The sequence below is a fragment of the Pseudoduganella violaceinigra DSM 15887 genome, from assembly GCF_000425385.1.
Classification (GTDB): domain Bacteria; phylum Pseudomonadota; class Gammaproteobacteria; order Burkholderiales; family Burkholderiaceae_D; genus Rugamonas; species Rugamonas violaceinigra.
Window position 1 is genome coordinate 359,941 of the sequence record NZ_KE384358.1, and the last position, 21,907, is coordinate 381,847.

Sequence of the window (21,907 nt, forward strand, 5' to 3'; positions counted from 1 at the left end):
ACCAAGCCTAGCCCCGCGGCGGCGCGTCCAGCAATTCTTCCAGCTGGGCGATGAGCGCAGTATCCTTGACCACGGCGCGCAGCCATTCGTGAAGCGGCAATTCGCCCCACTTGGCGGCTTTTTCCGCCAGGTAGGCGACCGGACTGTGCGGCTCGCTGCGGCGGAAAAATTCCGCGACCAGGCGCAGTTGCGCCAGCGCGTGCTCGCGCGACTGCGGCATCCCCGGCCGGACAGCAGGAATGGGCGCGTCGCAGGCCTCCGTAACGGCGCCCGCTTCGGGCGCGTCTTGCGCGGCGTCTTGCGCGGCGGCGTGCACCGCCCCTTGCACAGCTTCGCGCGCAGCGCCGAATGCCGGGCCATCGGCCCCGAGCCGGGCATCCACCGCGGACTGCAGCTGCAGCAGCGCGGCCAGGCAATGCCGCGCGTCCTGCAGGCGGGCTTGCGCGTCGCCCTCGGCAGGGAACTCTTTCACCAGCGCCGGTGTGCGGCCCAGGAGCCATGCCAGGTTGCCGCTGCGAAGCTCATGCTCGCCGCCCTCCGGCAAGGGATGCACATGTTCCCAATAGCGCTCGCACAAGCCCGCCAGCAGCAGGAAGCCATCGCCCAGTCCGCGCAGGCGATGCGTATGCGCCCGCGCCTCCGCCAGCCAAACTGCCAGGCGCAAGTCCTTGCTGCGGGTGCGCAGCAATTCGGCGCAGCGGTTGGCCACCAGGGTCCAGTCCGCGCTATGCAGCGGCGTGGCCCATTCGCCCTGCGCCAGGGTCGGATCGTCCTGACGCCGCGCGGCGGCAATGGCGTCCATGCAGGCGTCGAAGGAGACGTCTTCCCCGCACGGCTGGCTGGCGCCGAGCGGCACCAGCAGGTCTTCATTGGTGAACATAAGCCCTCCTATCGGGTACTGATCCGGAACTGGCCCTGGCGCGTGACGCCCACTTTGACCCGCGCCACCGGCATGCCTTCCGCCATGCGCGCCAGCAGCAGGTCGGCGACGCCCGGCAGCAGGCGGCCGTGCAGGATGGCGTCGATATTGCGCGCCCCCGAGTCGGTCTCGGTGCAGCGCGCCAGGACGGCCTGCACCAAGCCGTCGTCCCAGCAGAATTCCGCGTGGTGGTTTTCGCTGACGCGCTGCCCGATGCGCCCCAGTTTCAACGCGATGACCTGGCGCAGCGCATCGTCCGACAGCGGGTAGTACGGCACCACGTGCAGGCGCCCGAGGAAGGCGGGCTTGAAGTGCCGGGACAGCTGCGGCCGCACCAAGGCGTCGAGTTCCTCCGGCGCGGGCAAAGGGGCGTCGCCGCGGTTCAGGCAAGCCTGCATGATGGCGCCCGAGCCCAGATTCGACGTCAGGATAATGACCGTGTTGCTGAAGTCCACCGGCTGCCCTTCCGCATCCTCCAGGACGCCGCGGTCGAACACCTGGTAGAACAGTTCCAGCACGTCCGGGTGGGCTTTGTCGGCCTCGTCGAGCAGCACCACGCAATAGGGGCAGCGCCGCACCGCTTCGGTCAACACGCCGCCCTCGCCATACCCCACGTAGCCGGGCGGCGATCCTTTCAGCCCCGCCACGCTGTGCGGCTCCTGGTATTCGCTCATATTGATGGTCACCAGCTTGCGCTCGCCGCCATACAGCAGGTCGGCCAGGGCCAGCGCGGTTTCCGTCTTGCCCACGCCGGAAGGCCCGCTAAGCAGGAAGACGCCCTTTGGCTTGCGCGGTTCATCCAGGCCGGCACGGGCGGTGCGCATGCGCTGCACAATGGCGTCGACCGCGTGCCCCTGCCCCAGCACGCGCGACTCAAGCGCGGGCTTGAGCTGCTGCACGGTGCGGATCTCGTCGCGCAGCATGCGGCCGACCGGAATGCCGGTCCATCCCGCCACCACGCCTGCGACGGCGTGCCGGTCAACCTCCAGCGGCACCATGGGCGATTCGCGCTGCAAGGCATGCAATTGCGCCTGGGCCGAGGCTGCGGCCGCGGCTTCGCCCTCCTGCCGCAGCGCCACAACGCGCTGGCAAAGATCGCGCTCGCGCTCATGGCGCGCCGCCAATTCCGCATGCCAGGCCTGCAGGCTGCCGCGCTCGTCGCGCAAGGCCGGCAATGGCGATGGGCCGCTGCCCGGCAGGCCTTCGCCAGTGGCCGCGTCGCGCTCCAATGCCGCGATCCGCGCCGAGAGCCGTTCGATCTGGCAGGCGGCATCCTCCAGCAGCGCCGGCAAAGCGCACTGTCCCAGCGCCACGCGGGCGCAGGCGGTATCGAGCACGCCCACCGCCTTGTCCGGCAGCTGGCGGCTGTTGACGTAGCGATGCGAGAACTGCACCGCAGCCGTCACGGCGTCGTCGCGGATACGCACGCCGAAATGCGCTTCCATCAGCGGCACCATGGCGCGCAGCATGGACGCCGCGGTATCTTCATCCGGCTCTTCGATCTTGACCACCTGGAAACGGCGCGCCAGGGCCGCGTCCTTCTCAAAATAGCGCTTGTATTCGCTCCAGGTGGTGGCGGCAATGGTGCGCAGCTCGCCGCGCGCCAGCGCCGGCTTGAGCAGGTTCGCGGCGTCGCCCTGCCCGGCTGCGCCGCCCGCGCCGATCATCGTGTGGGCCTCGTCGATGAAGAGCACGACCGGATGCGGGCTGCGACGCACCTCGTCGATCACGTTTTTCAGGCGCGCTTCGAACTCGCCCCGTACGCTGGCGCCGGCTTGCAGCAGCGCCAGATCCAGCGCGTGCAGAGCCACATTCTTCAGCGGCGGCGGCACCTCGCCGGCTGCAATGCGCAGGGCCAGCCCCTCCACCACGGCGGTCTTGCCGACGCCAGCCTCGCCCGTCAGGATCGGATTATTCTGGCGGCGGCGCAGCAGGACGTCCATCAGCTGCCGGACTTCCGCAGTGCGGCCGATCACGGGATCGAGCTTGCCCTCCCGCGCCAGCTTGCAAAGATTGACGGTGTACTGCGCCAGCGCTGGCGCAGGGTCCTGGCCGGCCGGCGCGGAAGCCGCGTTGCCGAGCGGCGCCGGGACAGCCGCTTCGATCGAGCCGGCGACATACTTTTCCATGCGGTGTTTCAAGCCATCCAGCGGAAAACGGGCGAACAGGCCGGAAATGCGGGCGGCCTGCTGCGCCAGCTCCGGCTCGGTCAGGAGCGCAAGCAGCAGATGGCAGCTGCGTACCTGGTCCGGTTGCGGCAAGGCCAGCGAGGCAATCAGCCATGCCTGTTCGAGCATCAGTTGCATGCGCCGGGAAAAGACCGGAACGCGCGTGGACGCGATGCGGACCCCGGCCAGTTCGCGCCGCAAGTCGGCCTCCAGCGCGGTCGCACTGACCTCGCAGCGCCGCGCGATCGCCAGCAGGTCGCATTCCGGCTGCTCCAGCAAAGCAAGCAGCACATGCTCCGCATCGACTTCGCCATGCCCCATGCCGATGGCAATATTGGCGGCCCGGGTGACGGCGCTTCGGCAAACGCCGTTCAATTTTCCAATCAGGGTTTTCAGTTGAATACTCATGCGATGGCTCCGCGCTTGATGGAATAGTGCAGCGATGAAGGCTGCAAGGCGGCGCTGAAGCTCACCGCTTCATCCGCTCCCCTCAGCATGCCGGTGATGACGATATCGATGCGATTGACGGCGCCGCCGCGCTCGGCCAGCGTCACCTGCACATTGCACAGCCGCGGTTCATGCCGCTCGACCGCCAGGCGCACGCTGCTGCATATGCGCAAGCGGTCGTCGCCGCTGCTGTGCGACAGGCCAGCAAAGTCGGCCAGTCCGAAATTGAGAATGGAGCGCGCGCACTCGGGGTAGGCCTGCAGATGCAGCGCTGGAATCGCCGTGCGCGTATTGAGCAGGAGTTCAAGGTCGCGCGCCACGCCGTCCTTCAGCTGCTCCTGCGACAGGAATCGTCCGCCGGGGTGGTTTCCCAGCAGGCGGTCCAGCAACCCCGGCCTGCATCCGTCCATGCCTCGCCTCCGAAAAAAACGGCTGCAGCGCTTGCGCACCGCAGCCGCAACTCCCTCCAAAATCAGGCGATGCGGTTGGTGGCCAGGTCCCATCCGCCGGACGTGTTGCCGCCGATTCCGCCCGCAACGCGCTGCTGCGTGTACTTCCAGCGCACTTTCGAGAACTTGATTCCGACCTCCTCGGTCAGGATGTCGCCCTCGCGCACCGACGGGGATACCGACCCGATCAACACATTATCCAGTTCGATTTCGAAGTACTTGACCCGCTCGCCCTGCGCATCGGCGCGCATGAATTCGAGCCGGGCCTTGGGAATAGTGCGTCCGGCCGCGCAGGTTTGCAGCAGGATCGGCGAGGCCAGGTCGGCCAGCTTGGTGATCACCACGTCGCGGTGTTCGCACCGTTCAGCCGTATGGCCGCCGCCGGTGGAGGACGTGGCGGAGCGCGGCTGTTCCACCGACCAGCTGACCGATTTGCATTCGATCCAGTCTTTGTGGCGGTCGTCGGCCGACTCACCCTTGATGCCATCGATATGCAGGTAGACGTCAATTGCCATCGCAATACTCCTTTTCAGTTGGTGGTTTGCGGCAGCTCCGCCACGAGGCGGAGGGAAACTGTGAGCTCGTCGAGCTGGAAGTGGGGCCGCAGGAAGCTGACGGCACGGAACACGCCGGGACGCCCGGGCACCTCGCTCACCTGCACCGAGGCTTCGCGCAGCGGGAACTGCGCTTTCTGCTCCTGGCTGGCGTTATCGTCCAGCAGAACATACTTCATCAGCCAGCGGTTCAGGAAATCCTCGACGTTGGAGGCGGCGGCAAAGCTGCCGATCTTGTCGCGCATCATGGCCTTCATATAGTGCGCAATGCGCGAGACGGCGAAGATGTACTGCAACTGCGACGACAGCACGGCATTGGCGTTCGCCGCATCGGAGCTGTAGCGCGCGGTCTTTTGCGCCGACTGCGCACCAAAGAACGCGGCATAGGCCGTGTTCTTGCAATGCACCAGGGAGATGAATCCCAGATCGCTCAACTCCTTCTCGCGGCGGTCGGTGATCGCTACCTCGGTCGGGCATTTCAGCGCCACCTCGCCTTCGTCGGTCTTGAAGGTATGGGTCGGCAGGTCGTCCACCAGGCCGCCGCCCTCCACACCGCGAATCGCGGCGCACCAGCCGAATTCCTCGTGCGCCTTGGTCAGGCGTGCGCCGAAGGCATAGGCGGCATTGCACCACAGGTATTTATGGTGGTCGCGGCCATCCACGTCTTCCACGAAGTTGAATCCATCCACCGTGCTGCCGTCCACCGGGTTGAAGGGCAGACGTCCGAGAAAACGCGGCAATGTCAGGCCGACATAGCGCGCATCCTCCGATTCACGGAAGGCCTTCCATTTGGCATATTCCACGGTGTCGAACACCTTGGCCAGGTCGCGCGGTTTGCCCAGGTCGCCGTAGTCCTCCAGCCCGAACAGCTCCGGCGACGCCGCGGCGATGAACGGGGCGTGCGCCGCCGCGGCCAGGTGCGACATCTGCTCGACGAAATAGATATCCTCCGGCTGGCGCGAAATCTCGAAGTCTCCCAGCAGCGCCGCATAGGGTGAACCGCCGAAAGTGCCGAACTCCTCTTCGTAGACTTTCTTGAATATGCTGCTCTGGTCGAATTCCAGCGCGCTTTGGAAATCGCGCACCAGTTCTCGCTTGGACCCATTCAGCATGCGGATCTTCAGCGCAGGGCCTGTGGCCGTGCTGCGCACCAGGTAGTGCAGTCCGGTCCAGCTTCGCTCCAGCTTCTGGAACGCTGGCGTATGCATGATGGCGCTGAGCTGCTCCGAGATCATCCGGTCCAGCTGCGCCACCCGCGCGTCGATGGTTGCCGAAAGATTGTGCGACATGTGCACCGTTCCCTCCATCACCTGGCGCGCCAGTTCGCCGATAATGTCGCGGGCCCGCGCATGCTCGCTGCCTGACTTGGCGACCTTGCTTTGTTCGACAATGCGGTCCAGCAGGTCGCACTCGTCCTCGACAACCGCGGCGGCCGTTTTCAGTTGCGCGCTCATATCAATTCTCCTTGGGCGCAATGGCCGCCAGCTGCTCGGTGTTTGTCAGCACGTCCGTCAACAGGTCCTCCAGCCGGTCATTACCGGCCAGCTTGTTGCGCAGGTCTGCCAGCTTGCCGCGCGCTTCCAACAGCTTTCCAAGCGGCTCGACCTGGCGCACGATGGCTTCCGGGCGAAAGTCCTGCATCGACTGGAACCGCAGTTCGACCGGGAATTCGCCCTCGCCGCCCAAGCGGTTGGGCACCTGGAAATTCAGGACGGGATCCACGCCGGCGAGCACCTCGTCGAAGTTGCTGCTGTCGATGTTGACGAAACTGCGCTCCTTCAAACGCTTCTGCGGCACGGCCGGGTTGCCGCCAAAATCGCCCAGCACGCCCACCACAAACGGCAACTCCTTGTTTTCCATATCGTCACCGACTTCGACGTCATAGGTCATCTGCACCCGCGGCGGACGAACCTTGCTCAGGCGTTTCTGCACGCTGTCACGGTTAGCCATTGCTTTGCTCCTTATTTGAGTGCCCCAAATGGATCGGCGGCGGTTGAGGAACTGGGGGCGCTGCGCGGCGCCGGCAGGCGGATCGGAGGCGCGGACTTCCTGGCCTGGCGGGACGCGCCCGCTGCCGGCACCAGCACGTCCTCGCCGAGGGTGTTGCGCAGCATGCGCGCCAGTTCCTGCGCTTCGCTGCGCACCGACCCGCCAAGGCTGCTTTGCTGGTTCAACTCGGCCAGCGAACGGGTCGACAAGCGCAAGCCGCCGACCGCGATGATGCTGAGCGCCTGCTTGTCGGCCGGGTCGCGCTGCAGCGCTTCCTGCGCCTGCACAATGGCCTCGCTGTAATGACCGCGGTCGAAGCGCATCTGCGCCATTTGCAGCCAGGGCGCCTTTTCTGCCGGGTAGCTCGCCGCCGCAGCTTTCAGCGCCGCATGGGATTTTTCATGCTGCCCTGCGGCCGCGGCCCGGTCGGCATCGGCCAGCATGTTTTCCAGCGATTGCATGCCGGCCCTGTCGCCGCGTTGCGACGGCTCGTCAATGGCGCAGCCGGCCAGCATGGCAGCGCCAAGCATTACCGCAGTCAGGGATCTGCGCATCATTGCCTCCTTCCGCAAAGTGAAGGCCATTATTGGATCGAAGCGCCGGCGCGCCATTGCGTTGTCTCAAAGCACGCCGATATCGCAGCGCCGCTGTTTGAGCGCGCGCAAACGCAGGCCGCACCGCGCCAGTTTTAATGGAGTCTTCAACCAAGGAGGCCGGCATGACATTACCCGCGAAGATCCTCTGGAGCGAAGGTCTGTTCCTGCGCCCGCAGCACTTCCAGCAGCAGGACCGCTATCACGAAGCACGAATGCACGCGACCGTACTGGCTGCGCAGCCGATGCTGTGGGGCGTGCAGTCGGCCGAATGGGATACGGCGGCGCTGGCGAACGGAAAACTGCGCCTGCTTGGCTTGCGCGCCATCTTCCCCGGAGGGGAATTATTCGATGCGCCGGCCAGCGACCCGCTGCCACAGGCAATCGAACTCGGAGCGTTGCCGGCCGAGGTGCAGGAGTTGACCTATCACGCCGCGCTCCCGGCGCAGGAGTGCGACCGCTTCCAGCACGCGGAACGCGAAACGGCGGACCTGTTCAGCGACGCCCTGCCGGCCGGCCTGACTTACCTGCGCAGGCAGGTGCGCCTGGTCTCCGACCTGGAGCCGCGCGGCGCCTACGACAGCTTCCCCTTGCTGCGCCTGCGGCGCACAGTGTCGGGCCAATTCGAATTCGATCCCGCTTTCATGCCGCCATCGCTGTCGATCGGCGCGACGCCGCGCCTGAAGCTTCTGCTGGACCAGTTGATGGACGCGCTGCAGGCCAAGGTCAACGCGCTGCAAGGGCATATGCGGGAGCCAAGCCGCAACGTCATCGAATTTCGCGGCGGCGACGTGTCCTCATTCTGGCTGCTGCATACCGTATCCACTTCGGCAGCGGCCTTGCTGCACTTCCTGCGCCATCCCGCGCTCCATCCGGAACGCCTGTACCAGGCCATGCTCGCGCTGGCGGGAGGCCTGATGACGTATTCGCGCACGGTCCATCTGGGCAGCCTGCCGGCCTACGAGCATGCCGCGCCCGGCCCCGCCTTCCTGCAGCTCGATGGCCTGATCCGGGAGCTGCTCGATACGGTCATCTCGGCGCGCTACTTTGCCGTCGCGCTGCGCGAGGAAAAGCCCGGCTACCATATCGGCAAGCTCGATTCCGGCAAAATCGGCGCCGGCGCCACGCTCTATCTCGCCTTGGCGGCCGCCATGCCGGCGCTGGAACTGGTTGACGCGGTTCCGCTGCGCGTCAAGGCCGGCGCTCCCGACGACGTCGAGCAATGCGTACTGTCCGCCATGCCGGGTGTGAAACTGGTGCACGCAGCCCAGGTGCCGTCCGCCATTCCGGTGCGGCCGGGCACCTGCTACTTCGCACTGGAAAATCGCGGCGTCCTGTACGAACAGATGCTCAAGGCGCAGTCCATTTCGATCTATGTGCCGGCAGGGATCAAGGAATTGCGGCTGGAACTCCTGGTGGTGACAGCATGAGCCATTTCGTCGAACGGCGGGCGGCGCCACCGCCACAACGCGTCCCGGCTCTGGTGGACCTGATGCACGAGGGCTTCCATATGCTGTCCCTGCTGCGCCACGGCTGCGCACCGCCCGCTGAGGCGGAATTCGCCGCCGCCATCCGCACTTTCCTCGACGGCTTCAGCGCCGAGGCGCATGGCTTGCGCATCGCGGCCGAAGACATCGAGGCGGCGAAATACGCCTTTTGCGCCGCGCTGGACGAAACCATACTGGCCTCCCAGTTCCCGCTGCGTGACGCCTGGGAACGCAGGCCGCTGCAGCTGCTCCTGTTCGGCGACCAACTGGCCGGCGAGCATTTCTTCGACAAACTCGAACAGCTGCGGCTGAAGGGCGGCGAACGACTGCAGTCGCTGCAGGTTTTCCATATGTGCCTGCTGCTTGGTTTCAAAGGCCGCTACGCGCTGGATGGCGCCGACCGTCTGTCCTACCTGGCGGCGCGGCTGGGCGACGAGATTGCGCACCTGCGCGGCAAGGACAAGGGCTTCGCGCCCCGCGCGGCGCGACCGGACAACATCAGCCACAAGCTGCAAAGCGACGCGCCGTTATGGATTGCCGGCGGCGTGTTCGCCCTGGCGGCGCTGATATCGTTCGGCGCCATGCGTTTCACCTTGGGCAGTTCCACCGCCGCGACGCTGGCAGTCTACCAGGACATTGTCAAACAGCCGCCGCGTCCTGCATCGCTGAACGTTACCTTGCCTTGATCCGCGTCAGTCGGCGACGCGGAACTCGATGCGCCGGTTGCGGGCCCGCCCTTCCGGGCTTGCATTGTCCGCCAACGGCTGGTCCGGGCCGGCGCCCGCCACGGAGATGCTGGCCGCCGCAATGCCCTTGGCCGACAGGTAGCTGCGCACCGCGCCTGCGCGCGCCAGGCTTAGCGCCAGGTTTGCTTCGCGCGAACCGGTGTTGTCCGTGTGGCCGATCACTTCCACCTTGCGCCCGCCGATCTGCACCATGGCGGCCGCCATTTCATCGAGAATCTGCAGTCCCGACGGCCGTATCACCGCCTGCCCGCTCTCGAATTCGATGATGCGGCGCGCCAGCGCAGTATCGAGCAGTTTTTGCGCCGGGGCGTTGACGCGCAGGCCGTTGCTGACCGTGTAGGTCGGGTTAAGGCTGTTGGCCAGCTCGCTGGCCACCTCCTGGCGCAAGGCTTCGTTGGCGACGTCGCCGCGGATGCCGACACGGTTGCCCTCCACGGTCAACTGGCCCTGGGTGACCTGCTTTAACGGCTCCGAGAGGAGCTTTTGCATATGCGCGCTCCAGTTGGGTGGCGCTACGACGTTGCCGACCGCCAGTTGGTCGACCACCCGCGCAGGACCGTATAGTGCGCGGGCGCGCTGCAGGATCGCCGCCCTGGTGGCTTCATCGGGAACGGTGCCGGAGATGGTCACCGGCAAGGGCTGCGCCGCGGCGTACGCGCAGGCGAATGCAATGCACAGGGCGAACAGGCGCATGGAAGGCTCCTTTCAGGAGAAGGTTTCCTGGAACAGTTGTATGGCTGTGGGCAGACCCAATTGCCCCTGTTCGAGGCAGGCGGCCAGGCGCAGCAGCGGCGCGGCGCCCTGCAGCGCACCTTCCACCCATGCACAGTCGCCCAGCATCACCATCCCTTCTTGTCCCGCCTCGGGGTCGATGACACCGTGCAGGCTGGCCGGGTTGGCGCCGTCGAGCCCAAGCACCAGCGCCGGCTGCCCCGCCAGCGGCGCCAGGAACATGGCGATTTCGAGATCCTGCTGCGCCAGCAGCGGTGCGGCAAGCGTCATCCAGAACGCGGCCACCTGCGGCCGCATCGACGCCTCCAGCGGAAGCGGCAAGGCCAGGCAGCGCGACGGCACGGGAGCGCCGCGTAGGCGCAGCGGCGACAACAGCAGGCCCAGTGCCAGCATCAGGCGCCGCATCGGCATTTCGCCTGGACGCGGCGCCAGGCAGGCTTCCAGGCTCGCCAGGCAGGCACCGGAGAGGAATGCTTCCAATGCTTCCTGCGCCAGCTCCATATCGGGCGCTGGCGCAGGAAGCATGCCTTCGTCCGGGACCCGCGCGGCGGCTGCAGCCGTCTGCGCCAGTGCCGACCATGCGGGGGCCAGCGCCAAAGGGCTGAACGGCAGGAAATCGCGCGGCTTCGCCACCTGGTGCACCGCCATGCAGGCGAACGGAAAGCGGCGCGCCGACTGGTCGCGGCTGGCGAGCAGGTGACCGCTCACCACCTGGCGCGAGCGCGTTCCCGCAAAGGCGAAGTCGAGCGGCGGACACGCATCGTAATGCTGGCGCCAGCGCGGATTGCCCGACAAGCGCTGCATCACGCCGGCCAGCCACTGGTCCATCAGCTCCACCAGCACCTGGTCGCCCGGCGAGCGCACGAAATCACCCCAATCTGGCAGCTTGCCGAAATAGGCGATACGCTGCGATGAAGCGGTCATGGCAGGCCTCCTTTGCCGGCCACCGTTTCCGGCAGGCGCATGCCGCGAAAGCCGCCGTCTCCCGCCGCACTGCCGGGCGCACTGGTGATGCGCAGGTCCACCGTGACAGATACGCCGCCGCCGCTCCAGCGCAGCTCGTGCACGCCCTCCTCCTTGCGCGTCCTGGCCGCCGAATCGATCATGCGGCGCAATCCCGCCGCGCCGCTTTCGCTGAACAGCTCCACCGCCTTCCCGTCCGGCGTGACGCCGCTGATGCGCACCCCGCTGCTGCCCTGCGGTCCCGGGTAAACCATATTCGTCCATTGTGCTACCCCGTTGCGGAAGCGCAGCAACTGGCCATCGACTTCCAGTGAATACTCCGCCAGGCCGCTAGCGGCATGCGGCAGCAGCTGGAATACCGTCTGCGTCGCCGCCGCAACGCCGCCCGCCGCCACAGGCGCCATCCAGGCAGGGAAGCGCTGCAGGGTTTGCGGCGCAATGCCGATGCCCATGTCGGCCCAGGTGCGCGGCGCCAGCGCATCGCCGCGCCGCACCACCAGAGCACCGAGCGAGCCTGCGACAAACTTTGCGATAGCGCCTTCCGGCCCGAACACCTGGCCGATTTCGGCCTGGCTGGCTTCCGCGCTGCCGGCCGGTGCGAAGGGGAACTTGGCCGCCAGCGTACGGGTGAACGGCTCATGGACCTGCGCCTGCCAGGTCTTGTTGATTTCCACTTCGGTCGGCGCAATCAGCCCGGCAAAGACCTGAATCAAGGGCCTGACAAGCAAGGGCCGGACGGCCAGCTTCTGCCCGTCGCCCAGCCCCGCCATCATCTGTTCGTCCACGTAGCGCAGCGCATCGGAAAGCTCCGAACCTGCGCCCTCCAGCGTTTGCTGCATCAGCTGCTTCGCCCCCGGGCCGGGGTCGCCCTGGTTCCGGATGCCATTGAGCCGCGCCCGCAGCCTGGACAGGTGTTCAAGATAGGTCCGCATCAGCGATCCGTCCTTGTCCCGGTTCGCCAGCAGGCTCGCCAGCGGGGCGAAATCGCGCCCCAACACGCCGGCCTGCGGCAGCGACGCCGCTACCGCCGTCGCCGCCGGAGCCCGTTCAAACAGCCTGGCCTTGAACCATTGCGCCACGCCTGGCGCCGCCTGCTGCAGGCCGCCCTCTGGCAAACCAGGATTATCCCAGGCTGTCTGCGCCGCCACCTCGCTCCAGACCTTAAGCAAGGGCGACACCGCCGGGTCGCCGAGCCGGTTCATCGCGTCGACGGTACGCGGAAAGTCCGGCATGCCCGCAATTGCCACGCCCTGCAGGAAGGCTTGCCATTCCTTGCTGTATTCCGTCTTGTAGCTGTCGGTCAGCGCCTTCTGCACCTGCTCAGGACTGCCTTCCAGCGTCAGGTCGGTGCGTTCCGCCGTTTTCAGCACCCAGTCGCTCGATTGCAGCGCGCTATTGGCTGCGTCACGAATGGCCGGTCGGACGTAACCCTCCCACGCTTCCCGTGTGAACGCGCCTGAAACGGCATGGCTGCCTTGTACCAGCGCCTTGTCCTGCTCTCCGACGATGCGCGCCACCGTGATCACCGAGTAACGGGTGCTGGCGCGCGCCTTGATCTCGGCGTAGACACGTTCGCGCGCGCTCATGCCGCGCACCACCTGCCGCAGCCGCTCGCGCGCAGCATCGACCAGGGCGAGCTTCGCTTCGATGCGCGGCCAGCCCGGATCATTCACTTGCGAGAGATGGAACGCCAGCAGGCCTTCCGCACTGCGCAGCAATTCCTCGCGCGGCATGGCGCCGCGGTTGGTTTCCAGCCAGCCGCGCCAATGGCGCGTCAGCTGGTCGCCCAGGTGGCCGGTCTCCGCATGCGATTTGTCGGCCAGCATCAGGTAGGCCTTCAACGCGTTGTAGGAGTCCTCGACATTGCCGGCCTCATTCCGACCCAGCGCGAACAGTTGGGTCTCGATGCTGGCCGAAACCGGTTTGAGCAGGATTTCGGCCATGCCCTTGAAATACTCGCTGCGCAGCTTGCGGCCCAGCGCGTCCCCCTGGTACAGGCCCAGGCCCAGCAACCAGGACAGGTCGCGCTGAAGCTTGTCGAGTTGCTCGATGCGCTCCTGCAGCAGCTGCAGCGCTTCCAGGCGCGATTGGAGATCCGGCCTTTGGGCCTGCAACTTGACCGCCTTGTCCAGGTCCGCCGTGGCATTCGCAACCAGCTGCGCGTTGCCGGAATAAGACCAGGTCCAGGCGCCCAGCACGGCGCCGAAAAACAGGACCGCGACGGCAAAGCCGCCATTGCGCAACAAGCGCTGCCGGCGCGTGGCATATTGGGAGACCAGGTCTTTATCGGCAAAAATCACCTCGCGGAAAAGCCGGGGCAGGAAGTATCCTCCCTGCAGTTTGGCACACGGCGTTGGTTCAACCGGCCGCGCCAGGCCAAAGCGCTGCGCAACCCGCAGCGACTGGGCGCATACCGGCTGCCCTTCCTGCAGCGCGCTGGTGAAGTAGTAGCCCCGGAAGACAGGGCGGAACTGGAAGGGATTGTCCTCGAACAGCGTGGAGAGGAAAGCCTTCAGCGGTGCTCGCAGGGCGGCAAACTCCGATGGGAACGTCTGCAGTGCGGCGGCAACCAGCTCCCGGCGGCGCAAGGTCATGCTGGAAACGGCCATTGCGCGCAAGCCTTCGCACAGTTCATCGAAGCTTTGCTCGAAAAATGCCAGCATGTCGCGGCAACCGGCCTTCTGCCTGAACGGCATGGTCGCGCCCCACGGCCGCTCCCGCTCGGCCGCCTCCGCATCGGCGAAAAACTCGGAAAAGCCGGCCACCAGGTCGGCCTTGGTAAACATCACATATACCGGCGCGAAGACTTCCAGCTTTTCGATCAGGTCCTGCACGCGCTGGCGCAGGCTGCGCGCCAGTTGCAGCACCGCTTCCGTATCGCCGCCGCCCAGCTCCGCGACACTGACTGCGATGATGATCCCGTTGATGGGGGCTCGCGGCCGATGCTTCTTCAACAGGCCAAGAAAGCCCTGCCATTCTTCGCGGTCGGCGGCTTGCACTGCGTAGCGGCCGGCGGTATCGAGCAGGATACCTTCCGCCGCAAAGAACCAGTCGCAATGACGCGTGCCGCCTACGCCGTGGATCGCCTTGGGATCGGCGAACGGGAACTGCAGTCCGGACTGGGTGATGGCGCTGCTCTTTCCTGCCGCTGGATTGCCGATCACCATATACCAGGGCAACTCGTAAATTGCGCGGGTCCCGGTGGCGCGCCCAATGCGCGAGTTCCTGATGGTGCCGATAGCGTCCAGCAGCGCGCCGCGAACCGCATCCAGGTCCGCCTGCGCCCGCGCATCCTCCGGCGGCGCAGGTTCGGACAGGCGCCGGTGCGCAAGGTAGCGGCGAACACACCATGCCGCCAACGCCAGCAGTGCAAGCGCCGCGATGCCGGCCAGCGCCCAGATCAGGGCGAGTTGAAGCAGCTCTGCGCCGAGGAAGAACAGGCCGGCAAGAAGGACGAAGGCCAGTATATTCAGGATGCGCCTGTCGCTGAGAAGTTGCCAGATTTTTTGCAGCATGATGGGCCTGAAAAGGAAGGCAGGTTGGCCGATGTTGCCACCAAGCCGTGCGGCGTCCCTTGAGCCGCCTCAAGCCCTGGTGTCGCGCGCACGCAATTCCGTGTGCCCGAAGTCCATCATGCTCCATCGTCCGCCCCACACCATGCCCACCGATTCGGCGGCTTCGCCATACAGCTGGTAGCCGCGCATGGCCCAGGGATCGCGCTCGCTGATCACCAGCTTCCCGTCGCGGATGAATGCACAGTCGGCGGCCAGCCCATACTGGTGGAAGCTTTGGAAAGCGCGCGCATTGCTCACATGGCTGCCGGCTGCGGCCAGCCGGTCTTGCCGCTCCGGACTGCGATAGCCCTCCAGCAGCGCCATCTCGTAACCGTGGCGTTCGCGCATCACATTGAAAACGGCCAGCAGGCGCTGCGCGAAGTCCTTGTCCAGCCGCTGCCAATCGCGGTCTGCCTGTGCCAGCATCGGCCGCTGCAGCTCCACTTCCGCTGCGGAGAAAGCCAGCGGCGGCAAGGGCGGCGGGGGAGCGAGTTGCTCGCCTTGCAGCAAAGCCGCGATCTGCGGGTCCTCGATGTGAACCTTGTCGTCGAAGGCGGGGACCATCTGGCGTGGCCGCAACAGGCGCACCAGCAAAGGCGGAGCGGCTGCCAGCAGCCCCGTCGCGGCGGCAGCCAGCAGCATTCTGCGCTGGCGCGGGTTGGGCTTGCGCTTAGGCGGAAATAGCAACAGCCACCCGGCGCCACTGGCGGCCACGAAGACGCTCGCTACGATAAATGGCAGCATGGTGCGTTCCATCAATACGAATGCGCATGCGGCGCGCGACACTTGCATCGTATGCCGGCCGGGAATCGGCTGGGTCGAGCGAAATCAAGCTTTGGGAGGACTGATGCGGCCAGACTTGTTTGCCGGCTCCGTGCCGAGAGATGACAGCCATCGAATCCTTGCGAGGCTGGCGAACGGCGGCGCTATCCCCGTGCCAGGCCGGCAATGGCCCGCGTGGCGCAATTTGCAACGATCCCACGCTGCCGCCGCCGGCGCTTTATTGGCCACGGTCGCCGTGGTCTGGATTTGCTTGCAGGACGACCGTGTCGCAACGCCCGCACCGCCGAAAATGCCAGCAACGGCTGCGCCTCCGGCGTTCACGGAAGTCGCGCCGCAGCAAGCTGCAACGATTGTGAATGCCGCAGCGACGCCAGCCGCGCCGGTGGCAGCGAATCCTTCGACGTCAAGCCGCATCGGGCCTGCCGCCCTGCCTGCGCCGAGAACATCGCGGCCCCGTATGGCCAAACCGGCCGTTGCGCCACGGGGACAGCATGCCCCCGCCGCGGTGGAAAACGATGACGATGTCACCCTGCTCGCCGCGATGCTCAAGCATGCGAATCCGCAGAAGCCTTCGCCTACCCAGCCAAAGGAATGATGAACGCAGCCATTGCCTGCACTGTGGCATCCGGCTGTTCGATATGGGGACTGTGGCCGCAAGCACGCAGCAGCAACTGGTGCGCAGCCGGCGCGCCGCGCTCAATCGCATCGAGCTGCGCGCCGGAACCGTATTGATCATCGCTGCCCTGCATGGCCAGCACCGGGCACTCGATCGCCGGCAGCAGGTATTCGATATTCCACTGGCGGAACCAAGGCGCCAGCCAGGTATCGGCCCATGAGGAAAACGCCAGTTCCGCCTTCCCGCCGTGATAGCGCGACAAGGCGCGCAACTTGGCCGGGCTGTGGGCCGCCAGCACGGCGTGGATCCCTTCGATCGTCATATCCTCCACGAATACGTGGGCGGCGGCGCTGACCACGCCGCGCAAGCCCTGTGGCCTTCCGGCGGCGTAGATCAGGGCAATGCTGCCGCCGTCCGAATGCCCCACCACGATATGCTCGCGGCCCGGCGCCAGGCACTGCATGACGGTCGCCAATTCGACCAGCGCAGCCTGGTGCAGATAATGGATCGTGCGCGTACTGGCGTGCGGCGACGACAAGCCGTAGCCCTGGCGGTCATACGCCAGCCCCGCGCAGCCGGTGGCCGCGCACAGCCGCTGCGGAAAGCCCTTCCACATGGCGATGCTGCCCAGGCCTTCATGCAGGAACACCAGCAGCGGTTTGCTGGAATCGCCTTCGATCAATTCGTAGTTCAGCTGCGCACTACCCAATTCCAGCATCGGCATGTACCGCTCCTAGTGCAAGGCGAATTCGACGCGGCCGGAAGCGCCCGCCATCGGCGCTACCAGGAAGATGCGCTCCGCCGGTATTTGTCCCTGGCCCACCAGCCAATCCTTGACCGCTTGTGCGCGGCGATTGCCGAGGGTGATGAAGTCGTCCTGGTCCATTGTGATGTTGGCCAGCATGAGCTTTTCCATTTCCTCCGCCGGCAGCGACTTGTTAAAGCCCAGCGCATTGCGCGGCTTGGGGAAGGTTTCATCCTTGTAAGCCCGCTCCAGCAGGCCGGCGCGCTCCTCTTGCGCCACCACCACGCCGCCTTGCGGCAACGCTGCACCGTGCGCTTGCAGGTCGCGCGTTTTGATCTGGCGCAGCTTGCGCTCCAGGGCGGCATGCTTGAGCGCCTCCAGTTCCGCTGCCTCGTCGAAGCGGCCCGTGATGTCCAGCTTCAGACCGGGACGTTCGGTCAACGCCTTGGCCAGCGATTTCAGCTTGCCCTCGGATGCAGGCAGCAAGGCCGCGCGGCCCGTATCGAACTCCAGCATCGACAATTCCTCGCCGCCGCCGAACAGGGAACCGATCAGCGCGAAGGGAGCGGTAACGGTCTTGGCAATGGCGTTGCCGATCACCTTGAGAATCACGCCGCCCAGGGAGAATTCCGGGTCGTCGAGCGAACCGCCGATCGGCACATTGATGTCGATCACGCCGTTACGGTCGCTGAGCAAGGCCACCGCCAGGTTCACCGGCAATTTGGTCGCATCGGGGTTGGTGCTCTCCTTGCCGAAGGTCAGCTGGTCCAGCACCAGACGGTTCTCGGCCTTCAGCTGGCGGTTTTCCAGCTGGTAGGCCACCTCAAAGGTCATCTTGCCCTTTTCGATGCCGTAGCCCACATACTTATCCGAGTATGCCGAGAGCTGCGACAGCTCCATCCCGCGCACCTCGGAGCGCAGGTCGAGCGAAAGCTCCTGCTTCAAAGGATGCACGCGGCCGGCAATCAGCAGCGGGGCGCTGTTGACATTGCCGCGCAAGTCCACGGTCGCGCTGCGCGCCGGGTCGGACGACAGGCCGTTGACCGCGCCGCCCAGCTCCTTCAGGTTGGCCGTATAGTTTGGCTTGATGAAGTTATCGGTGAATCGCACACGTCCACCGGACAGCAGCACCTTGCCGATGCGGATCGGCGGCAGCGGTTCGGCCGCAGCTTTGGCTGCCGGCGCCGGCGCCGGCGCGGCGGCTGCAGGCGGCGCCGCCTGCGCCATTTCTTTTGCATTCGCCCTGGCATCCTTGACTGCCTGCGCGCGCGCCCCGGCTTCGGTCAGGCTCTTGCCCTCCTCGCCTTTGCTGCGCATCACGTCCTGCACGTTGAGGCGGCCGTTCGGGTCGAGAATGACGCGGGCGAAGAAATCGTCCAGCGCCACCTTGTCGATATTCAGCGTGAACGGCTTGAAATTCACGTCCACGCCGCCAAAGGCCAGCGACTTCCAGCTCAGGAAATCGTTCGCGCTGGATTTGTCGACTGTGGACAGGTGATCCACACTGACATCGCCTTTGAAGCCACCCGCAACGGCGCCGTCCTTGCCCGTTTCAAGGCGCAGTTGCGCCTTGCTCGAAATGGCCGCCTGCAACAGGCGCAAGTTCACATAATCGGTCACATAGGGCTGCAACGGCAGCAGGTCGAAGTTCTTGACATCGAGCGCCAGGTCGGCCTTCAACGGCGACGGGGCCAACTGGCCCTTGATTTCCAGCTCGCCTTTATTGACGGCGGTTTTCAGGGCTACCCTGGCACTCGCACCGGGCTCGTTGGAGTACCCTTCCACGGTCAACGCCAGCGGCGACAGCTTGAAGATGGTCGGCTCGGCGCGGAAGTCCTCCTGTAGGCGAGCTGCCCATTCGCTGATTTCCAGCTTGCCCACCTTGATCTGCATCGGCGTCTCGTCCGATGGTTTGGCCCCCGGCTTGGCAGCCGGTGCGGCTGGGGTAATCTTGCCCTGATGGACGTCGATCTCGGCACTGCCGGAAGTCACGGACGCAATTTCCAGCGTACGCTTGCCGCCATCAAAGGCAATGTCCTGTACTTGTACGCTAAATTTCGCCAGGTCCGCGCGCAGGTTGCCGTGCGGAGTCTCGTCGGCATAGCGCAGGGACGCGTCGTTGACCGCGAGCTCCTTCAGCAGCACGACCGGGCCTATGGATGGTGCAGCCGGCTTGGCCGGGGCCGCAGCGTCAGGCGCGGCGGCCGGCACCAACTGGTCCAGGTTCAGCACCCCGTCCTTGCTGCGGCTGATGTCCAGCACCAGGCCGTCAACGGCCACCCGCGCGATCTCGTAGCGGCGCCCCAGCAAGTCCAGTTTGCCCAGCTTCACCTTCAAGGCATCGAGCTTGGCGACCTGCTTGCCATCCATCTGCTGCAGCTGCACGCCGGACAGACTTGCCTCGCCGCCCAGCACCAGCGAAGCCGGCTTGTCTTTCGGCTGCACCACGGTCAGCTTGAGCTGGGCCTCCAGGTGCGCCGACGGCAGCTTGAAGCCCGGCTTGAACGGCAGGTAGCCCAGGTAATTGGTCACGTCGACTTTATCGAGTTTCAGGTCCAGCGCATAATCCTTCGGCTCCGCAAATGGCCGCGCCTTGCCCTTCAGGAGCAGTGGCGCGCCATTGATGTTGGCGCTGAATAGCGGCTCCACGAAAATCGTCACATCCGCCGGCAGCGAAGAGACGAACGGCAGGCCCAGTTTCAACTCCTGCACTTTGTGCGTCACGCCGGCCGGCTTGTCCTCGAACGACAGGCTGCCGCCCTCCAGCTGGATGTTATTGACCGAAAAGCGCGCCGGCTCGGGCGAAGGCGGCTGGCTCGCGGCCAGCTGCAGGATGTCGTCGATGTTGTAGCGGTTATCGGCGTTGCGCACCAAGTGCACATACGGCTTGGTCAGGCGCACTTCCTGCACCACCGGCGCCATGCGCGTAAGCGATTGCCAGGACAGGTCCAGCCCCAGCCGGTCGAAACTGGCGAAAGCCGTACTGCCGTCCGGCTCCATGATTTTCAGGCCCTGCACCGAAGCGGCGAGCGTGAATGGATTGAACGAGACGTCTTCGATGCTCAGCTGGCGATGCAGTTTTTCCGCGGCTTGCTTGGCCGCCTGCGACTTCACGATCGCCGGCACGGCCAGGAAGCCGATGCCGGTGTAGGCGAGCAGCAGCCCAGCTAATGTGCCGGGAACGAGATATTTCAGTGGCGGGATCTTCATAAGCCGTTATTGTAATCGCAGACGCCCTGCGGGAAGATTCGTGCGAGCCATGCTTTTTGTGCATCGCTGAAGCGCACTGACGGCCCGTACGTACCATCCGCAATTGCGGCGCTCACCGGTTTCAGCCTGCATTTGAAGGTATCGCCCCGGATCGACTCCCCGGCCACCATGCGCGGGCTGCTATGGATCGGGAAAGCCAGGGTGCAGGCGCCCGGCTTGCCGCCGTCGAGCACACCGGCCCACACCTCCGGGCCGGAGCCGATCACCGTGCCAGCGCTGTCCACGCAACGATCGGCGAATTCGGGCGGAGCGCTGCCGCTGGACAGGTATTTGTCCAGCACCCACAGCGCCTTCATCACCTGCCCCGGCAAATCCGTATCCGGCCGTGCGAACCAGATCACCTGCCGCTTCGCTTCGCCCGGATTGGCGGCCAACAGACGCGCACGCACCGAGAACGCCTGCCGCGCATTGTGCATGTCCAGTTCCGCCTCACGATAGGGCCGCAGGTCGATCATCGGAATGCCAAGCTGCTTGCCGCTGAAGACGTGGCCCGAATCCCAGGCCGCCCGAATGGCGCGCTGCTCGCCTTCGCGCCGCGGCGCGGGCGTGCCCGCCGGATCGCGGCAGGTGGCGCTGCGGTGCATATTGGCCGAATCGAAAGGATCGCTGTCCGGCTTATACGGCACGAACTCGCGCTGCTCCTTCCAGCTTCCCGCGCAGGCGTTCAAGCGCAGGAATTCGTCGGCGTCGAGCTTGCCCGCCGCCAGCGCTGAGAGCCCGTACTGCACGCCCACATTATCGATCGGAATGGGCGCGTAGCCTTCGGCATCGGTACCGTAAATATCCTCCAGGTCATTCCAGTGCGTCCATTTCACCTTGGCGAAAATCTCCGGCGCATAGCCGTAGAACGCAATCGCCTTATCAAATTTGCTATCGCGGAAGTAAGGATTCAGGGTCGTCGGCATGGCAAAGCGCCAGCCGTTGATGCACTCTGTCGAACCGGTTTTTCCGGTAATCGGATTTTTCGCGGTATCGCTGGCATTCATGCCTTGCACCAGCGACTGCCGGCTCCAGGTCGCCCACGGCGAAGCCGGGTCGCGCTCCACCTCCTCGCGGAAGTACTGCCCCAGCAAGGGGCAATCGGCAATCGGGATCGACTGCGTGATCATGTCCGGATAAGACTGCACCGGAATGCCGGCGTCAAACAGGCCGGGACGGTTTTGCGCAAACATATATTGCTGCACCGCGCCGCCCGAGCCGCCGATGCCTATCGTATAAACGGGCTTGCCGTAGGTCGCGGTGAAGTACGCCTTGGTCTGCGCCGCGGTTTCCTCCGCCAGGCGCATATTGTAGTGCACCCCGCTCTCGTTGCCGGATGAACTGGCAATGGCATAGCCTTCCGCCAGCAGCTTCGGCATCAGCAATTTTTCAGAGCCGTTCAGCGCATCGTTGAACCACATGGCAAGCCCCTGCTGATGGCCGATGCCGACGCCGCCGCGCATCCAGTAGACCAGCTTATGGTTCCAGGGCGCCAGCTCCAGCATCGCAATCGTATAGACGAAGCGGTTGATGGTGCCCACCTCCACCCGCACCACGAAGGGAATCGTCGCCCCATTCACCAAGGTCATTTTCATGTCTGGCGGCGGCAGCTTGTAGCCGCTCTCGGGATCGAAGGGCTTGAAGCCGGTGCCGGTGAAGTAGAAGAGCTGGATGCGCGGCTTGATCGCACATTGGCTGCTATAGCCCACCAACTTGCCGGCATCGTCGCGTACCGGATGCCCGATTCCCTTGTCGTTGTCGGGCAGCGGCTGGCCCAGGCCCGATTCCACCGTCCGGCAGATGAAAGGCTGTTGCTGGTGCGCTTGTGGGGGATGTTGGGGTTGTTGCGGTGTGCTGCATCCTGCCAAGGTGATAGCCGCGGTCACGGCCAGAATCCAAGCTTTCATGGCGCC

The 21,907-nt window shown here is 65.5% G+C and carries 17 protein-coding genes; 3 read left to right on the forward strand and 14 right to left on the reverse strand.

The features are described 5' to 3' along the window. Nucleotides 1–7 precede the first annotated feature (7 nt). The 7 genes from H597_RS0124230 to H597_RS0124260 form a co-directional block, all read right to left on the reverse strand. Entirely contained in the window at nucleotides 8–880 is an 873-nt protein-coding gene (locus tag H597_RS0124230) for a type VI secretion system protein TssA (RefSeq protein WP_051294073.1), read from the reverse strand. 8 nt (nucleotides 881–888) lie between these two features. Then, entirely contained in the window at nucleotides 889–3,495 is a 2,607-nt protein-coding gene (gene tssH / locus H597_RS0124235) for a type VI secretion system ATPase TssH (protein ID WP_028104384.1), read from the reverse strand. After that, nucleotides 3,492–3,944 carry a type VI secretion system baseplate subunit TssE gene (gene tssE, locus H597_RS0124240; RefSeq protein ID WP_028104385.1) on the reverse strand — a complete coding sequence of 151 codons (453 nt, stop codon included), beginning with the start codon at nucleotides 3,942–3,944 and terminating at the stop codon, nucleotides 3,492–3,494. Before tssE ends, tssH begins: the two co-directional genes overlap by 4 nt. A 62-nt stretch (nucleotides 3,945–4,006) precedes the next feature. Then, nucleotides 4,007–4,498, reverse strand: coding sequence for an Hcp family type VI secretion system effector (locus tag H597_RS0124245; protein WP_028104386.1), 492 nt, complete (start codon nucleotides 4,496–4,498; stop codon nucleotides 4,007–4,009). A gap of 14 nt (nucleotides 4,499–4,512) precedes the next feature. Further along, nucleotides 4,513–5,991 (reverse strand): type VI secretion system contractile sheath large subunit, encoded by a 1,479-nt coding sequence (gene tssC / locus H597_RS0124250; protein WP_028104387.1) that lies wholly within the window; start codon nucleotides 5,989–5,991, stop codon nucleotides 4,513–4,515. 1 nt (nucleotide 5,992) lies between these two features. Beyond that, nucleotides 5,993–6,487 carry a type VI secretion system contractile sheath small subunit gene (gene tssB / locus H597_RS0124255; RefSeq protein WP_028104388.1) on the reverse strand — a complete coding sequence of 165 codons (495 nt, stop codon included), beginning with the start codon at nucleotides 6,485–6,487 and terminating at the stop codon, nucleotides 5,993–5,995. An 11-nt stretch (nucleotides 6,488–6,498) separates the two neighbouring features. Next, complete coding sequence (locus H597_RS0124260) at nucleotides 6,499–7,083, reverse strand: hypothetical protein (protein WP_028104389.1); 585 nt, start codon at nucleotides 7,081–7,083, stop codon at nucleotides 6,499–6,501. 161 nt (nucleotides 7,084–7,244) lie between these two features. Between H597_RS0124260 and tssK the strand changes: the two genes are divergently transcribed. Together tssK and icmH are read left to right on the forward strand one after the other, a co-directional pair. Then, nucleotides 7,245–8,549 (forward strand): type VI secretion system baseplate subunit TssK, encoded by a 1,305-nt coding sequence (gene tssK, locus H597_RS0124265; protein ID WP_028104390.1) that lies wholly within the window; start codon nucleotides 7,245–7,247, stop codon nucleotides 8,547–8,549. Beyond that, complete coding sequence (gene icmH, locus H597_RS0124270) at nucleotides 8,546–9,292, forward strand: type IVB secretion system protein IcmH/DotU (RefSeq protein ID WP_028104391.1); 747 nt, start codon at nucleotides 8,546–8,548, stop codon at nucleotides 9,290–9,292. Before tssK ends, icmH begins: the two co-directional genes overlap by 4 nt. A 6-nt stretch (nucleotides 9,293–9,298) precedes the next feature. Here the strand turns inward: icmH and H597_RS0124275 are convergent, their stop codons facing one another. The 4 genes from H597_RS0124275 to H597_RS32340 form a co-directional block, all read right to left on the reverse strand. Next, nucleotides 9,299–10,045, reverse strand: coding sequence for an OmpA family protein (locus tag H597_RS0124275; RefSeq protein WP_028104392.1), 747 nt, complete (start codon nucleotides 10,043–10,045; stop codon nucleotides 9,299–9,301). Nucleotides 10,046–10,057: 12 nt separating this feature from the next. Further along, nucleotides 10,058–11,008, reverse strand: coding sequence for a type VI secretion system-associated protein TagF (tagF, locus tag H597_RS0124280; protein ID WP_028104393.1), 951 nt, complete (start codon nucleotides 11,006–11,008; stop codon nucleotides 10,058–10,060). Next, nucleotides 11,005–14,562, reverse strand: a complete 3,558-nt coding sequence (gene tssM / locus H597_RS32335) for a type VI secretion system membrane subunit TssM (RefSeq protein ID WP_154668266.1) — start codon at nucleotides 14,560–14,562, stop codon at nucleotides 11,005–11,007. Before tssM ends, tagF begins: the two co-directional genes overlap by 4 nt. Before the next feature lie 69 nt (nucleotides 14,563–14,631). Beyond that, nucleotides 14,632–15,345 (reverse strand): M15 family metallopeptidase, encoded by a 714-nt coding sequence (locus tag H597_RS32340; RefSeq protein WP_035375168.1) that lies wholly within the window; start codon nucleotides 15,343–15,345, stop codon nucleotides 14,632–14,634. Between H597_RS32340 and H597_RS35165 the strand changes: the two genes are divergently transcribed. Beyond that, a complete protein-coding gene (locus H597_RS35165; RefSeq protein WP_154668267.1) occupies nucleotides 15,344–15,979 on the forward strand; it encodes a hypothetical protein in 636 nt (211 codons plus the stop codon). The genes H597_RS32340 and H597_RS35165 overlap by 2 nt on opposite strands. On the opposite strand, the gene H597_RS0124300 is transcribed toward H597_RS35165, so the two are convergent. The 3 genes from H597_RS0124300 to H597_RS32350 are packed head-to-tail and all read right to left on the reverse strand — an operon-like array spanning nucleotide 15,960 to nucleotide 21,901. Further along, the gene (locus H597_RS0124300) at nucleotides 15,960–16,724 is read right to left on the reverse strand and encodes an alpha/beta fold hydrolase (RefSeq protein WP_028104394.1); all 765 of its coding nucleotides are present in this window, start codon (nucleotides 16,722–16,724) and stop codon (nucleotides 15,960–15,962) included. The two genes, H597_RS35165 and H597_RS0124300, sit on opposite strands and share 20 nt — an antisense overlap. A gap of 9 nt (nucleotides 16,725–16,733) precedes the next feature. Then, nucleotides 16,734–19,955, reverse strand: coding sequence for a DUF748 domain-containing protein (locus H597_RS32345; protein WP_051294074.1), 3,222 nt, complete (start codon nucleotides 19,953–19,955; stop codon nucleotides 16,734–16,736). After that, complete coding sequence (locus H597_RS32350) at nucleotides 19,952–21,901, reverse strand: DUF6351 family protein (protein WP_154668268.1); 1,950 nt, start codon at nucleotides 21,899–21,901, stop codon at nucleotides 19,952–19,954. Before H597_RS32350 ends, H597_RS32345 begins: the two co-directional genes overlap by 4 nt. Between the last annotated feature and the right edge of the window lie 6 nt (nucleotides 21,902–21,907).